Below are 14,956 nucleotides of genomic sequence, written 5' to 3' on the forward strand. Positions count from 1 at the left end.
GATAAACAAACAGGGGGCAAGCCCCCTGTTTGTGACACTCAGAATAACCCAGGCTTTAGCGCTGTTGCTGCTCGCTCAGGGGCTGGGTGCTGCTCGGCCAAGCGGCTGGGTCGAGCTTGAGGTCGCTAAACTGCGCAGCATCAAACACCGGCGATTTAACCCCGGCTTTAACTTGGCTGTCGTAGTCACGCATCAGGCGCAGTGCGGTTTTAAACAGCATCACCACGGCGGCCAAGTTAACCAGGGCGAGCAAGCCCATGGTGATGTCGGCAAAGCCAAACACGGTGCTCAGGTCTTGCAGTGAGCCCCACATGATCAGGCTGATCACCAGGACGCGGTAGATCTGCAGCGGGCCGCGTTTTTTGTTGAAGAAGCTCAGGGCGTTTTCACCCAGGTAGTAGTTGTACACCAAGGTGGTGAAGGCAAAGAGCACCAGCGCCAGGCTGACGAACACCCGACCCCATTCGCCGACTTCGGCGGCCAGGGCGTTTTGTGTCAGCACCACACCGGCCATTTCGCTGCCCGGCTGATACACCCCCGAGAGCAGGATGATCAGCGCGGTGCTGGTGCAGACCAAAATGGTGTCGATAAACACGCTCAGGGACTGCACGATGCCTTGCGCTGCCGGATGCCCCACTTCCGCCACTGCGGCTACGTTCGGCGCACTGCCAAGGCCCGCTTCGTTGGAAAACAGGCCGCGTTTAACCCCCATCACAATGGCCGCGCCAATGCCGCCGGCAAAGGCCGGCTCCAGGCCAAAGGCGCTGCGCACAATCAGCGCTAAGGTGTCGGGTACTTCAGAGATGTTCATGCCCAGCACGATCAGCGCCATACCCACATAGGACACGCCCATGATCGGCACCAGTACGTCGGCCATGCTGGCGATGCGTTTGATCCCGCCGAAGATAATCAGGCCAATGACCACCAGCAAAATAATGCCGCTGGCGTAGGTCGGCAGACCAAAGGTGTCGTGCAGCGAGGTGGCGACGGTGTACGACTGCAGGGCGTTAAAACCAAAGCCGAAGGTGATCAGCAGCAGTACTGAAAACAGCACTGCCATTGGTCGGTTACCCAGGCCGTGGAGGATGTAATAGGCCGGGCCGCCGCGATACGTACCGTCGTCGGCGCGCTGCTTGTACAGCTGGCCCAACGAGCACTCGAAGTAACTGGTGGCCATGCCCAGCAGCGCCACCAACCACATCCAGAACACCGCGCCGGGGCCGCCGAGCATGATCGCCACCGCGACACCGGCGATGTTACCCGCGCCAACGCGGCCGGCCACGGACAGCATCAGGGCCTGGAAGGAGCTAAGCTGTCCCGGTTTGCGGGTAAAGGCCTCGGCGAAAATGCTGAACATATTGCCGAAATAGCGGAACTGGACGAAACGTGAGCGGATCGAGAAATACAGGCCCAGGCCAACCAAGGTGACCACGAGGACCTTGCTCCAGAGCAGGTCGTTGATGAGATCGAGCATGGGAGGAGACTCTCTTGTTGTCGTATTAAATTAGGAAAGCAAGCTAAGCCGGGAATAGTTGGCCACTGGCCCGCATCGTGCAATTTCGCGCTTAGCGGCGATATGACGCGAGTTGATGCTTAAAATGCGCTACTCGCATCACAGGGACGGAAAGCATGACGGATCATCTAGGCATCAATCTCAAGCTGCTGTGCAGCCACTACCGTTCAGTGGCTGAAGTCTGTCGCAAGCTCGACATCAATCGCGCCCAGTTCAACAAATACCTCAGTGGCCAGAGCCGGCCCACGGCCTATAACCTCAAGCGTATCTGTGATTTCTTCGGTGTCGAGGCGTACGAGCTGCAGCAGCCGCCTGAGGCCTTTACCGAGCTGGTCGGCGCGCGCCATGGTTTAGCGCCGGCACCCGTGGGCGGTGGGCCGGTGAGCGAGCTGTTTGACCAGCTCGGCGCGCACAGCACGAGTATGTCGCGCTATTGCGGCTACTACTTCGAGTACGCCCATTGCATGTCGGTGCCGGGGCATATCCTCCTGTCGCTGGTGCAGGTGCGTGAGGAGCGCGGCAGCTTTTTGTTTGAGCGCCAGGAGCGCCAAGAACCGTCCACTGCCGACAGCGGACGGGTGGAAGATTGGGTGCGCTGTCGCTATCTGGGCGCGGCCTTCTACCTGCAAGACCGCATGTTTTTGATCGACTACGAATCCCTGACTGGCAACGAGATGAGCCAGACCATCTTGATCCCCAGCTTTAAGAGCCGCATCACTCGCCTTAATGGCTTGAAGACCGGGGTCTCCAGCGGCGACCGTCGCACCCCAGCCTGCACCCGGGTGGTGTGGGAGTACTTAGGCACGCAGATCAACCGGGTGCATGCCTATCGCCAGGTGATGCTGTACAGCCCCGATGACCCACGGATTGATGCTGATATCCGCGAGCGCTTAAGCGGTGCACAGATTCGCCACGGCCTGTTTGAGATTGCGTAGCCGCCGGTGTTACTCGGCGCTCACTCGCATCTGCGCGGCCATGGCTTGATCACGGCTGTCGCCGCTGGCCTGTAAGCCCGCTTGCACGCCGTGCTGATCCTCGCCGCTGCGGTTTTGTCCCAGCTTGTATTTGCCATCCAAGCGCTCAATCGGCAGGGCGAAGCCGACGATGGCGCGCAGCATGCCGGCGATGTAATCGTCCGGCGCATCGCTCACCGCCCACGGCTGCTCGCGCTGGCCTTCATGGCGCTCGGTGAGAGCGCTGACCACTTTGAGCAACCGCTCGCTGTCGGCAAATATCTGCACCGGGCCACGGGCCTGGATATTGATGTAGTTCCAAGTTGGCACCACCTTGCCGTGTTCGGCCTTGGCGGCGTACCAGCTCGGCGTGACATAGGCTTCCGGGCCTTGGAACAACACCAAGGCCTGGGCGCCGGCAGCCAAGTCGCGCCACTGCGGGTTGGCCTTGGCAAAGTGGCCGTACAGGGTGCCGTAGGGGCCCTCATCCGGTACCAGGAGCATTGGCAGTGGGGTGGCCAGCAGGCCATTGTCACCCTGGCTGACCAGGGTCGGTAAGCGGCAGGCAGCCATCTGCTGGTGCAGGGTGGCCAGATCCTCTTGGCGAAACGCGGCGGGGATATACATGTAGTAGCTGCTCCTAGTAATGGCAGCATGCTAGACAGGTTGCGCGGGGTTGGTAAGGGGGTTGTGTGCTTTTGTTTACGAAACTGGCTTTCATCGTTTGATAAAAGCAACGACCGGCCGGGCTAAGGACGCCTTGCGTGTCCCTAGCCTTAAGACGTTTAGCCGACTTGGAACGGCGCGCTGTCTTTAGTGGCCTGGATGGTCCACTGGCCGCCTTGGCGGAACGACTTGGCCGAGGCGTAGGTGTCTTCCATAAACTGGAAGTAGACGATCTGGCCGTTTTCCACTTTCGCCAGCACCGAGAACGGCGAGGTGAAGCGGTGGCCGACAGCGACGGAGGTGTAGGTGAAGTGGCCAAATACCGCGACCTTTTCACCGCTACCGAAGATGTCGGTGACCTGGAAGTCGTTCACGTCCCAGTAAGTGCCGACATTGGAGAAGGTGTCGACAAACACCTGGCGGCCTTTACGGGTGCCGGTCCATGGCTCGATTTGCTCAAGCTCGGGATGCTCGAAGTTAAGCGAGGTGTAGGTGGCATCTTCTGCCACCAACTGGCTGGCGGCGTAGGCCACGCTGTCTTTGCCAGAGTTGGCGAGGAACGCCCCAACGATGGCCACTGGGTCCTTGCTGGTTTGGGCTTGGGCGATTTGGTCTTTATCTGCGGACATGATTTTTACACTCTTCCATGGTGGGTAAAAAATGCAGCGCCGTACGCGGTAGCGGCGCTTGCGTAAAGCTAATGGGGTATGCGCCTAAACAGGCTAGCGAGGCTTTGACCTGTGTTTTTTGTCTAAGTGCCGTATTGTCGTACGAATATACCAGCTGGCCCAACGCCATGCAGCGCCAAGACTGGTCTCTAAGAGGTATAGCAGGCGCGGGCAAAAAAAAGGGATGGCCATGGCCATCCCTGAGGAATAAGAGGCGGGGGCCTCTTGTATGAGCGTTGGGTTAGCGCTGTTGGCTGGCGCGCTGGGCGGCCAGGCCTTGCGCTTGGCTGCGTGGCAGCTCGAAGCGCGGCATTGGGAAGCCTGGGCACATACGGCGTGGCGGGGTCAGCGCCAGGAAGGTCGGTGGCAGGACGGGCAGGGCGGAATTGCTTTGCATGGTGGTTCTCCTGACTTAGGCCTTCAGCGGTACGAGGCGTGGGGCAATCATGTTTTCTGGGCGTAGGATGTCGTCCAAGGTGGCGTCATCCAGCAGTTTTTCTTCGCGCACCAGCTCCAGTACGCCGCGACCACTGTCGAGGGCGACTTTGGCGATACGGGTGGCGTTCTCGTAGCCGATGTACGGGTTGAGCGCGGTGATCAGGCCGATGGAGTTTTCCATCAGTTCACGGCAGCGTGCTTCGTTGGCGGTGATGCCGTCGATGCACAGCTCACGCAACATATCCATGGCGCGGGTCAGCAGGCGGATCGAGTCGAGGATCTTGTAAGCGATCAGCGGCTCCATCACGTTCAGTTGCAGCTGACCACCTTCGGCAGCCAGGGTCAGCGCCATGTCGTTGCCGATCACGTCGAAGGCCACTTGGTTGACCGCTTCCGGGATTACCGGGTTGACCTTGCCAGGCATGATCGAGCTGCCCGGCTGACGCGCTGGCAGGTTGATTTCATTAATGCCGGTGCGCGGGCCGCTGGAGAGCAGGCGCAGGTCGTTACAGATCTTCGACAGCTTGACCGCGGTGCGCTTGAGCATGCCGGAGAACAGCACGAAGGCGCCCATGTCGCTGGTCGCTTCGATCAAGTCGGCGGCCGGAATCACCGGCATGCCGCTGATTACCGCCAGGCGCTTGACCGCCAGCAGCTGATAAGCCGGGTCGGCGTTGATGCCGGTGCCGATCGCGGTGCCGCCCAGGTTGACTTCATTGAGCAGGGTCGGCGCCAGTTTATTCAGCAGTTGCAGGTCTTCGCCCAGTGTCACGGCGAAGGCGCGGAATTCTTGGCCGAGGGTCATCGGCACGGCGTCTTGCAGCTGGGTGCGACCCATCTTCAGCACATGGCTGAACTCCAGGCCTTTGGCGGCCAGGGACTGGATCAGCTTATCCAGCGAGGTGGTCAGGCTGTCGTGACCCAGCAGCAAACCGATGCGGATCGCAGTCGGATAGGCGTCGTTGGTCGACTGCGCCATGTTCACATCGTTGTTGGGGTGCAGGTACTGGTATTGGCCTTTTTCATGGCCCATGGCTTCCAGGGCGATGTTGGCGATCACCTCGTTAGCGTTCATGTTGGTCGAGGTACCGGCGCCGCCTTGAATCATGTCGACCACGAACTGATCGTGGAACTCGCCTTGAATAATGCGCGCACAAGCGGTGCTGATCGCCGTGTGTTTGGCGGCGGACAGGTGGCCCAGCTCGCGGTTGGCGTCAGCGCTGGCTTGCTTGACCATGGCCAGGCCAACCACCAGTTTCGGGTAATGGCTCAGGGGCACGCCAGACAGGCGGAAATTTTGTACGGCCCGTAGGGTTTGGATGCCGTAATAAGCCTCAGCGGGTACTTCGAGGCTACCGAGCAAGTCTTTTTCGATGCGGTATGATGCAGCCGATGACATGATGGTTACAATCTCGTGGATATGCGGTTTTAGCCGCGATGTCCCGTAGAATAAGGGCTGTAGCCTATTTGTGGCCAATGCTGTTAAACGCTGCCCTATGCACAATCGGCATAATGAGGGTGTGACTTAATTGTAGGGCAATGACATGTTGGCCTTGTGCACCAAAACTGCGCGACAAGCCGATTGCCATCAAGAAAAAACCCTAAAAATCCGTTAATAAGCGCGAATAACTCTGGAGAGAGGCTCCATGAATTTTGAGAGCAAATGGCTGGAAGATTTCGTTGCTCTGGCCGCCACCCGCAGTTTTTCCCAGGCAGCGCAGCGCCGCTTTGTCACCCAGCCGGCGTTTAGCCGGCGTATTCGCAGTCTGGAAAGCTCGCTGGGACTGACCTTGGTCAACCGCAGCGTGACGCCGATTGAGCTGACTGAAGCCGGCCAGCTATTTCTGATTACGGCGCGCAGCATGGTCGAGCAGCTCAATGAGGTGGTGCGCCATCTGCATAACCTCGAAGGTCATCAGGGCGAGATGATGCAGATCGCGGCGGCGCACTCGCTGACGCTGGGCTTCTTTCCCGAGTGGATTGCCCGCTTGCGCCGCGAAGGCTTGCCGCTGGCTTCGCGCCTAGTCGCCGCCAACGTCGGTGAGGCCGTGCACTCCCTGCGTGAAGGCTCCTGTGACTTGCTGCTGGCCTACTACGACCCGGACGCCAGCATGCAGCTCGACCCCGAGCTGTTCCCCTCGCTGCATCTGGGCCGCAGCGAAATGCTGCCAGTGTGTGCGGCGGCGGCCGATGGCGCGCCGTTGTTTAGCCTCGACAGCGGCCAGAGTGTGCCGCTGCTGGCCTATAGCGCCGGAGCCTTTCTCGGCCGTTCGGTGAACCAGCTGCTGCGTCAGCGCGCGCTGCGCTCCAGCACCGTGTATGAGACGGCCATGGCCGACAGCCTGAAGGCCATGGCTTTACAGGGCATGGGCGTGGCCTGGGTGCCGCGCTTGTCGGTGAGCGCAGAGCTGGCGCGCGGTGAGCTGCTGGTGTGCGGTGACGGGCAGTGGCACCTGCCGCTGGAGATTCGCCTGTACCGCTGCGCCTTGGTGCGCAAGGCGTCGATACGCTTGCTCTGGCGCAAGCTGGAAGGCGGCCTGGCCAGCGATCACAGCTAAGCCGCGGTGGCCGCTTTGGACTGGGTTCAGAGCGGACGCAGCCCTGCTTCTCCTGACCGCTTGCCGTCCCGCGCGATTAACCGAGCGTAGCGACGATATGGACGCCTAGGCGCTATGGGCGCCCATGGGCTCGGGAATCTCGTTCTGCGACAGCAGGTGCAAGCCTGGGTTAAACATCCGCGCATATCGGGCCAGCAGTGGCCGCAGTTGCGCCATCACGCTGAGGACTGGCGGATGGCCGTCCTTGCGCAGATGCTCCTGCACCGTCGGCATGCGGGTTTGCAGTGGCTTGAGCAGGCTCGGCGTGAGCAATTGACTCAGCAGTGGCAACAGCTTGGTGAGGGGCCGGGCAGTGCAACGTGCAGAACGAGCGCAGCGGCAAACTGCTGGCCATGCAGAATGAAATCATCAGCCAGCTGCTGGCCGAGCCCGACCGCGCCCAGCGCTATAACCACCTGTATTTCTAGGTTGCGGCACGACCTCTGAGGCTTCTGGCGAGCTTGTCTAGGTTCGGGTGCAAGGAGCCCTGCACGGCGCCCGTGGGCGGGCTAATTAGGCTGCTTTGGTCTGACAATCCTTCAATTCAAGATAGAAATATTCGTCCCAAGTAAAGCTTTAGATTTAGTTATTTGTAACAATATATTTCACGATTGGTGCTGGAAAATCAGCATGCTAAACCCGCGTAAAAGGGCGTGGGCCGGTGCCTGCAGCGTTTCTGGAAGGGCCTGCTGGCGCGCTCGGCTTGGCAATCAGATCCGTCTTAATTTATTGACAAGGATTCTCATTAGCATCTAGCGTGGCCGCCTGAGTTTTAGCCGTAGAAGCATAGGGACGCGCACCATCATGTTTGATTTTATTGCTGTCGGCCTAGGCCCATTCAACCTCAGCCTGGCCTGTATGGCGGAGCCCCTAGACAAGCTCAACTGCTTGTTCCTCGACAAAAAAGCGCAGTTCGATTGGCATCCCGGGATGCTGCTGCAAGACACCACGCTGCAAAATCCCTTCATGGCCGACATGGTCACCCTGGCGGACCCTACCAGCCGCTACACCTACCTCAACTACGCCAAACAGCAGGGTCGCCTGTACCGCTACTTCATCCGCGAGAACTGGTACTTAGACCGCCACGAATTCAACCGTTACTGCCAATGGGTCGCCAGCCAGTTGTCCAATGTGCGTTTCGCTCACGACGTGCAGGACATCCGCTACGACGAGCAACTCCAGGCCTATCAGGTGGCCGGGGTGAATAACCAAACTGGCGAGGCGTTTTGCTTCAGCGCGCGCAAGCTGGTGATTGGCATCGGCAGCACACCACGGGTGCCCGATGCGTTTAACGGTAAAGAGCATCTGCCCCGGCCCATCCACAGCACCGCGTACTTGAACAACAAGGAGCAGTTGCAGCGCTGCAAAAACGTCACGGTGATTGGCAGCGGGCAAAGCGGTGCGGAGATTTTCTACGACTTGCTGCAAGGTTCCGAAGAGCACGGTTACAGCCTCAACTGGGTGACCCGCTCGGATCGTTTCTTCCAGATGGAAACCGCCAAGCTGACCCTGGAATTGCTTACCCCCGAATACGCCGAATACTTCTACGGCTTAAGCGATCAGGAAAAAGCCAGCACGCTGCGCAGCCAGCAAAGCGTGTTTAACGGCATCAACCAGTCGCTGATCAGCAAGATTTACGACCACCTCGACAGCCGCACTCACCATGCGGCGCCGCCGGCCCATCTGCTCAGCAATATGGCGCTTAACCAAGTGGACTACGACGACGGGCAGTGGTCGCTGCGCTTTAACCACCAGACGCTCGGCACCGAGTTCCACCATGTCACCGATGGCCTGGTGTTTGCCACCGGCTACGGCTATCGCCTGCCCAGTTTTATCGACGGCATCCGCTCGCGCATTCGCTGGGATCAACACGGCTGCTATGAGGCCTCGCGCACCTGGTCGGTGGATCATCAGGACTGCGAGATCTATGTGCAGAACGCCGGCCTGCAAAGCCATGGCATGGCTAACCCGGACCTAGGCCTGGCCTGTTATCGCAATGGTCGTTTGCTGCATCAATTGACCGGCGTCGATCACTACCCGAGTGATCCGCGAATTGCTTTCCAGGAGTTCAGTCCCGGTGCCGACAGCGGTTTTGTGCCGCGGGCCGTGGGCCTGTGACGCTGCGTACAGCGATCCTGATCATGTCGGCGTTTGGCGTGATCAGCGATTCGATTCTGATTGCCTTCTACCCGCAGTTCTTCGAAATGCGTTATGGCCTGACCAGCGCTGTGCACGTGGGCGCCTACGTGGCGGCGATCTCGATTGCGGTGATGTGCATGCTGCCGGTGTGGGCCTATGTGGCGCGCTTCGTTGAGACTCTGCATCTGGTGGTGTTTACCCAGTTGGCGGCGGCGCTGTTGTGCCTGGCTGCGATCTGGGCGCCTAACCCGCTGATCTTCTGGGTGCTGACCATGCTGATGTACATGGTCAAGGCCAGCTACCTGCTGCTGTTCCCCTATTTGATGCGCTTGGAGCCATTGGATCAGCACAGTTTGGTGGTGGGCCTGCTGGCGGTAGTGATTCATATCGCCGCGATCTTCGGCGCCGCTGTGGGTGGCCTGGGTTTACAGGAGTTGGGTCCGCGTTGGTGTCTGGCGTTGATGGCCGCCGGCGATCTGATCCAAATGGCGATTTGTCTGTACCTGATCAGTCGCGGCAAGGTGATCAAGGTGCTCGACCGCGATGAGCATAACCAGCTCAAGCAATTGCCGGCACGCGCCCGTGGGGCATTGCTGTTGCTGCTCAAACTGAGTCTGCTGATGCTGCTGTTTGATTTCAGTGCCTATCTGGTGCGGCCGTTTTTCACCCTGTATTGGCAAACCAGCACCGGCATCAGCGAGCAGTTCCTCACCGGCTTGGTGTTTGCCATTCCTGGCATCGTCGCGGTGCTGGCTCTGTGGCTGAAGCGCCGCGTGGGGCAGATGCCTTGGTGGGCCGAGCACAGTCAGTTGAACCTGCTTCTTGGCGCTGTGGGCCTGGCCCTGCAAGCCGTGCCGTCCTTGTGGCTGATTTTGTTGGGGCGCTGCCTGTACGGCTGGGCGATCTTCCAGCTGGTGGTCAAGCTGGAGGTGACGCTGTTCAAGATCAGCACGCCGGCCTCCTATGCCCGCGATTTCAGCGTGATCAATTTCTTCCAAAACCTGGGCGTGTTGCTGTCGTCGTTTGGCGCCGGTTATGTGGTCAGCCTGCTGGGCATGCCGATGACCTTCCTGATCGCTGCCGTGGGCATGCTGGTGACCTGGCTGGTGGATCGCCTGTGCTTTCGTCTCGACAGCTACCACGGCAGCGCCGCCGTGGCGGTGGCCCCGGCTGACGTGAGCCTCGCGGTGGCCGCGCCCTTAATTGCCAGCCAAGGAGGGCCAGGCCATGACTGAGTTGATTTATCCCGCCGCCCAGCGTGCGTCACTCAATCCGCACCTGGCCCTGCGTGGGCTGCGTCTGGACGAAGACGTGGCGGTGCTGCACCCCTGGTATCAGATGGACTACGCGCACTTCTGGCTGATGCAAAACATGACGCTAGAGGCCACCCGCAGCTTCTACGCCGATGCCGCCAGCAGCGGCCATATGCAGGCCTTTATGGGCTTTTACCAAGGCCGTCCGGCCTTTGTGGTGGAGTGCTACGCACCGCGTCACGATCCGGTCGGCCAGTGCTACGAGGTGCGCGACGGCGATGTCGGCATGCATTTTTTTGTTGGCCCGAGCAGCGCGCCGATCCGCCATTTCACCCGCGATATTTTGCGTGTGGTGATGGCCTTTATGTTCGATCACCAAGGCGCCCAGCGTGTGGTGGTCGAGCCCGACGAGCGCAACAGCAAGGTGCATCGTCTTAATCACCTGGTCGGTTTTATCGACGCCGAGGTGATCCAGTTACCGCATAAGCGCGCGTTGTTGTCGTTCTGTACGGCCGGCGACTTTGCCCAATCACTTTTACTCCAAGGATAGAGAAGTCATGACGTCCTCCCGCATGGATCAGCCCGCATCAGTCGTTACCCACCTTGAACCCCAGGCGTGGGCGCGGGTTAACCGCCACTTGGTGCGTAAAGCCATTGCTGAATATGCCCACGAGCAACTGTTTGCCCCGCAAGCCTTGGGCCTGGCTGAGGCTGAAGGTTGGCAGCATTACGCCTTAGCTGCCGACACAGAGGGCTGCCGTTATCTGTTTAGCGCCAAGCGCATGGCTCTGCGTCATTGGTGGGTGGACGCCGCGAGCATCGTCCGTGAACTTAACGGCACGGCGCAGAGCGAGCTGGATGCCCTGACTTTTATCATCGACTTCAAGCGCACCCTTGGCGTGCCGGCGGACAAGCTGCCGATCTACCTCGATGAAATCAGCAGCACGTTGTTTGGCGCGGCGTACAAAATCAGCGGCGACTACCTGACCAGCGCGCAACTGGCCGATGCCGATTATCAGCAGTTTGAAGTGAGCATGACCGAAGGCCACCCAGGTTTTGTCGCCAACAATGGCCGCTTGGGTTTTGATGCCTCTGACTACCGTGCCTATGCCCCGGAAGCCGGCGCGCCGTTCGCCATCATTTGGCTGGCCGTGCATAACAGCAACGCCCACTTCGCCTCGATTCCGGGCCTCGATCACCAGCGCCTGATGGATGAAGAGTTAGGCACGGCGACAGTGGCTGCCTATCAGCAGCAACTGCGCGATCTGGGCGTTGATCCGGCCGACTACGTCTTTATGCCGACCCATCCGTGGCAGTGGTTCAGCAAGCTGAGCATCATGTTCAGCGCCGATGTGGCCAACCGCAAAATCATCGCCTTGGGCCGCAGTGAAGATGAGTACCTGGCGCAACAGTCGGTGCGCACCTACTTCAACATTTCGCAGCCGCATAAGCGCTATGTGAAGACCGCTTTGTCGGTGCTCAACATGGGCTTTATGCGCGGCCTGTCGCCGTACTACATGGCCGGTACGCCGGCGATCAACGCCTACCTGTATGAGCTGATCGAAAACGACCCGGTGCTGCGCGACTATGGTTTCCGCATCCTCCGTGAAGTGGCGTCGGTGGGTTATCGCAACCGTTATTACGAGGCCGCGCTGGAAAGCGACAGCCCGTACAAGAAGATGCTCTCGGCGCTGTGGCGAGAGAACCCGCTGGGCCAGTTGGCGGCCGGCGAGCGCTTGATGAGCATGACCGCGCTGCTGCACGTCGACCCTGATGGCGCCGCCCTGCTGCCCGAGTTGATGCGCCGCTCAGGCTTGGCTCCGCAGCAGTGGCTGAAGCAATACCTGAAGGCATTTTTGCAGCCCTTGCTGCACTGCTTCTATGCCCACTCCCTGGTGTTTATGCCCCATGGCGAGAACCTGATTCTGGTGCTGCAAGACCACGTGCCGGTGCGCGTGTTTATGAAGGATATCGCCGAGGAATCGGCCATCCTCGACAAGGACGCGGCGATGCCCAAAGGTCTCGAGCGTCTGGCGGTGGATGTACCGGAAGACTACAAGCTGCTGGGGATCTTTATCGACGTGTTCGATGGCGTGTTCCGCCATATGAGCCAGATCCTCGAACAAAGCGCGAGCATGGACGAAGAGCTGTACTGGCGCACGGTGGCCGACGCCGTGCTCGACTATCAGCAAGCCCATCCTGAGTTACAGGCGCGCTTCGCGCAGTACGACTTCTTCGCGCCGACCTTCTTGCATTCGTGCCTCAACCGCTTGCAGCTGCGTAACAACCTGCAAATGGTCGATCTGGCCAACCCGGCTGGCAGCACCATCCTCGCCGAACCTTTGCCCAACCCTGTGGCGCCGTTTGCCCCAGGACGGGCGCCAGCTAAGCCCGCTTAGTCAGGCCGCTAAGTCGTTTCGTTTGGCCCGTTATCGCGGGCCAGCTTCACGCCCTGCAGGCGTTTGTCTGCAGTTGGCAAACCAAGGACCACGGCAACGCCGTCACTCAGACCATCCACAGAAGCATCCAACATGAAAGCAATAATTGAGCAGGGCCGCCCATTACGTCGTTTCATTCAACCGCACAGCGCATGCAGTTGTTATGTGCTGGCCCTAGCTTTAGGTCTGGCCGCGCCCTACAGCCTGGCTGACGAAGCCAGCCAGGCCAGCGATGAGCCGGTGGCGCTGGAAGGCGCCACCATCACCAGCCAAGGCGAGTTGCCTAATGTCAGTGAGCAGAGTGATGCCTATGCCATTGGCAGCAGCAACACCGCGACCAAGCTGGACCTGTCGCCACGGGAGACTCCGCAGACCCTGGTGACCGTGACCCAGCAGCAACTCAAAGACTTTAACCTGACTAGCGTCAACGACACCCTCGATGCGGCCGGGGTGAACGTACAACGGGTCGAGACCAACCGCACCTACTTCACGGTACGTGGCTTGGATGTCTCCAACTTCCAGATTGACGGTGTGGGTTTGCCGTTCAGTTCGGAAGAGCAGATGGGCGATCTCGACACCGTGCTTTACGACCATGTTGACGTGCTTAAAGGGGCCAACGGCCTGCTGTCGAACCCAGGTAACCCATCGGCTACCGTCAACTTTGTACGTAAGCGTCCTACCCAGGAGTTTCAGGCTTCTGGCAAGTTCAGCTATGGCTCGTGGGATACCCGGCGTACTGAGTTCGATCTGTCGGGTGCGTTGAACGACTCGGGCACCATTCGTGGCCGGCTTATCGCCATGGATGAGGACGGCAACTCCTATCTGGATCGCTATTCGAGTACCAATAACGTTTTCGGCGGTATCCTCGAATTTGACCTTAACGATAGCAACACGCTGACTGTGGGCCACTCACAACAGCGCAATCGCCCCGACGGCATTATGTGGGGCGGGGTCAACCTCTATAACGTCGATGGCTCCAAGCACCACTTTAGCGGCAGCCACAGCACCGCACCGGAGTGGAGCTATTGGGATACCAACGACAAACAGACCTTTGTCGAACTCGCCAGTGATTTGGGTTACGGATGGCAGAGCAAGGCCACTCTGAATTACAACGAGTCGACAGGCGACGGCAAAATGTTCATGACCAAGGGACTGCCGCCTGCCACAGAAACGCCTTACGCCTCTCAGTTTGCTCGTTCCGAGCGGCAAATTCTGGCGGACTTCTACGTCAAAGGACCCTTTGAGTTACTGGGACGCACCCATGAAGTGGTCGTGGGTACCAACTGGGCCAAGGATGACGTGCACTGGACGTCCAGGGATGCGTTCTCCTCTGAGTTTCTGCCGCCGGGCTTCAATGGCGATTACCCAGAGCCTGAGTTTGGTGCGGTCACCAGTGGTGCTGACTTCATCAACTACCGGCGTGGTCTCTACGGCGCTACCACGTTAAGCCTGACCGATGAGCTGAAGCTGATTGCCGGGGCGAACTGGACCAAAATGACCAGTTCAGGCAATCAGACCGGTGATGTGCATGATTTTGAGAAATCCAAGGTCAGCCCTTATTACGGCCTTGTGTACGACTTCCATCCCAACTATTCGGCCTATGTCAGCTACACCGAGATCTTCAATCCGCAGTTCAAGATTGACGTCAACGGTGGTGTGCTCGACCCGGTCGAGGGTGACAGTATCGAAGGCGGGATCAAGGGCGAGTGGTTCGACAAACGCTTGAATGCCAGCATCTCGCTGTTCCGCACCAAGCAGAACAACTACGGTGAGTACGCTGACTGGATTGGCGGCATGAGCCGTTACAAAGGCATTGATATTAAATCCGAGGGTTATGAGCTGACGGTGAGTGGCGAGCTGCTGACCGGCTGGCAAATCAATGCGGGCCTGACTCACCTGTTCTCCCTGGAGAACAAAGAAGGCTCCGCCGCGCGTACCTATACCCCGCAAAACACCCTGTACCTCAGCACCAGCTATAAGGTGCCGCAAGTGCAGGGCCTGAAGGTGGGGGCGAGCATGAACTGGCAGAGCGATATTTATCGCGATGAAGGCAAAACGGCCAGTGGTCAAGACATCCGCATCAATCAGGGCTCTTACGCGGTGGTTAACACCATGGCCAGTTATGAGATCGACAAGAACTGGACTGTGGCTCTTAACGTCAACAACATCACCGATCGTAAGTACCTGACCAGCCTGTACTGGGATCAGTCCTTCTACGCCGCGCCGCGCAATGCCACGGCGTCGGTATCGTGGAAGTACTAGGGGTTAATCGCTACAGCTAAATCAGGCGC

The 14,956-nt window shown here is 59.2% G+C and carries 12 protein-coding genes and 1 pseudogene; 7 read left to right on the forward strand and 6 right to left on the reverse strand.

Features of this window, described 5'->3' with window-relative positions:
• Positions 1-55 precede the first annotated feature (55 nt).
• Positions 56-1,474 carry an alanine/glycine:cation symporter family protein gene (locus tag NTD81_RS19035; protein WP_262184309.1) on the reverse strand — a complete coding sequence of 473 codons (1,419 nt, stop codon included), beginning with the start codon at positions 1,472-1,474 and terminating at the stop codon, positions 56-58.
• Between the two features lie 155 nt (positions 1,475-1,629).
• Here NTD81_RS19035 and NTD81_RS19040 point away from each other — a divergent pair, with 155 nt between their 5' ends.
• On the forward strand, positions 1,630-2,448 hold the full coding sequence (locus NTD81_RS19040) for a helix-turn-helix domain-containing protein (protein ID WP_262184310.1): 819 nt from the start codon (positions 1,630-1,632) through the stop codon (positions 2,446-2,448).
• A gap of 9 nt (positions 2,449-2,457) precedes the next feature.
• On the opposite strand, the gene NTD81_RS19045 is transcribed toward NTD81_RS19040, so the two are convergent.
• The 4 genes from NTD81_RS19045 to aspA form a co-directional block, all read right to left on the reverse strand.
• The gene (locus tag NTD81_RS19045; RefSeq protein ID WP_262184311.1) at positions 2,458-3,093 is read right to left on the reverse strand and encodes an FMN-binding negative transcriptional regulator; all 636 of its coding nucleotides are present in this window, start codon (positions 3,091-3,093) and stop codon (positions 2,458-2,460) included.
• A 158-nt stretch (positions 3,094-3,251) separates the two neighbouring features.
• The gene (locus tag NTD81_RS19050) at positions 3,252-3,761 is read right to left on the reverse strand and encodes a nuclear transport factor 2 family protein (protein WP_262184312.1); all 510 of its coding nucleotides are present in this window, start codon (positions 3,759-3,761) and stop codon (positions 3,252-3,254) included.
• A 280-nt stretch (positions 3,762-4,041) separates the two neighbouring features.
• Complete coding sequence (locus tag NTD81_RS19055; RefSeq protein WP_262184313.1) at positions 4,042-4,197, reverse strand: hypothetical protein; 156 nt, start codon at positions 4,195-4,197, stop codon at positions 4,042-4,044.
• A gap of 15 nt (positions 4,198-4,212) precedes the next feature.
• Positions 4,213-5,637: an aspartate ammonia-lyase gene (gene aspA / locus NTD81_RS19060; RefSeq protein ID WP_262184314.1), complete on the reverse strand. Its 1,425-nt coding sequence runs from the start codon at positions 5,635-5,637 to the stop codon at positions 4,213-4,215.
• Between the two features lie 247 nt (positions 5,638-5,884).
• On the opposite strand from aspA, the gene NTD81_RS19065 reads away from it, so the two are divergent.
• The gene (locus NTD81_RS19065; RefSeq protein WP_262184315.1) at positions 5,885-6,796 is read left to right on the forward strand and encodes a LysR substrate-binding domain-containing protein; all 912 of its coding nucleotides are present in this window, start codon (positions 5,885-5,887) and stop codon (positions 6,794-6,796) included.
• A gap of 105 nt (positions 6,797-6,901) precedes the next feature.
• Here NTD81_RS19065 and NTD81_RS19070 read toward each other — a convergent pair.
• Positions 6,902-7,099: pseudogene (locus tag NTD81_RS19070) on the reverse strand (hypothetical protein); the annotation flags it as partial.
• A 540-nt stretch (positions 7,100-7,639) separates the two neighbouring features.
• On the opposite strand from NTD81_RS19070, the gene NTD81_RS19075 reads away from it, so the two are divergent.
• From NTD81_RS19075 to NTD81_RS19095, 5 genes are all read left to right on the forward strand, one after another.
• On the forward strand, positions 7,640-8,953 hold the full coding sequence (locus tag NTD81_RS19075) for a lysine N(6)-hydroxylase/L-ornithine N(5)-oxygenase family protein (protein ID WP_262184316.1): 1,314 nt from the start codon (positions 7,640-7,642) through the stop codon (positions 8,951-8,953).
• The gene (locus NTD81_RS19080) at positions 8,950-10,209 is read left to right on the forward strand and encodes an MFS transporter (RefSeq protein ID WP_262184317.1); all 1,260 of its coding nucleotides are present in this window, start codon (positions 8,950-8,952) and stop codon (positions 10,207-10,209) included. The genes NTD81_RS19075 and NTD81_RS19080 overlap by 4 nt, the downstream gene beginning before the upstream one ends.
• Complete coding sequence (locus NTD81_RS19085; protein WP_262184318.1) at positions 10,202-10,777, forward strand: GNAT family N-acetyltransferase; 576 nt, start codon at positions 10,202-10,204, stop codon at positions 10,775-10,777. Before NTD81_RS19080 ends, NTD81_RS19085 begins: the two co-directional genes overlap by 8 nt.
• A 7-nt stretch (positions 10,778-10,784) precedes the next feature.
• Positions 10,785-12,626, forward strand: a complete 1,842-nt coding sequence (locus tag NTD81_RS19090; protein ID WP_262184319.1) for an IucA/IucC family protein — start codon at positions 10,785-10,787, stop codon at positions 12,624-12,626.
• A 132-nt stretch (positions 12,627-12,758) separates the two neighbouring features.
• Positions 12,759-14,927 carry a TonB-dependent siderophore receptor gene (locus NTD81_RS19095; RefSeq protein WP_262184320.1) on the forward strand — a complete coding sequence of 723 codons (2,169 nt, stop codon included), beginning with the start codon at positions 12,759-12,761 and terminating at the stop codon, positions 14,925-14,927.
• Positions 14,928-14,956 lie beyond the last annotated feature (29 nt).

It is taken from the genome of Pseudomonas sp. 5P_3.1_Bac2, assembly GCF_025465995.1.
Taxonomy (GTDB): domain Bacteria; phylum Pseudomonadota; class Gammaproteobacteria; order Pseudomonadales; family Pseudomonadaceae; genus Aquipseudomonas.